The sequence below is a fragment of the Streptomyces sp. BV286 genome, assembly GCF_019090165.1.
In the GTDB taxonomy this organism is placed as follows: domain Bacteria; phylum Actinomycetota; class Actinomycetes; order Streptomycetales; family Streptomycetaceae; genus Streptomyces.
On record NZ_JAHRIB010000096.1, the window covers coordinates 1 to 245 of the forward strand.

General features: G+C 57.1%; 1 rRNA gene. It reads left to right on the forward strand.

Features of this window, described 5'->3' with window-relative positions:
• Positions 1 to 81 (forward strand): 16S ribosomal RNA (locus KUF83_RS13070); the annotation flags it as partial.
• Positions 82 to 245: the final 164 nt, after the last annotated feature.

A 245-nucleotide genomic window follows, 5' to 3' on the forward strand; every position in this document is an offset into this window, starting at 1 on the left:
CTGTCGAAGGTGGGACTGGCGATTGGGACGAAGTCGTAACAAGGTAGCCGTACCGGAAGGTGCGGCTGGATCACCTCCTTTCTAAGGAGCACTTCTTGGCTGACAGGCTCTGCCTGCCGGTCCAGAGGCCAGTACATCGGCGAATGTCCGGTGCTGGTTGCTCATGGGTGGAACGTTGATTATTCGGCACTCCTCAGTCTTCTCAGGCTGCAAGTACTGTCCTTCGGGGCGTGGAAAGCTGATCT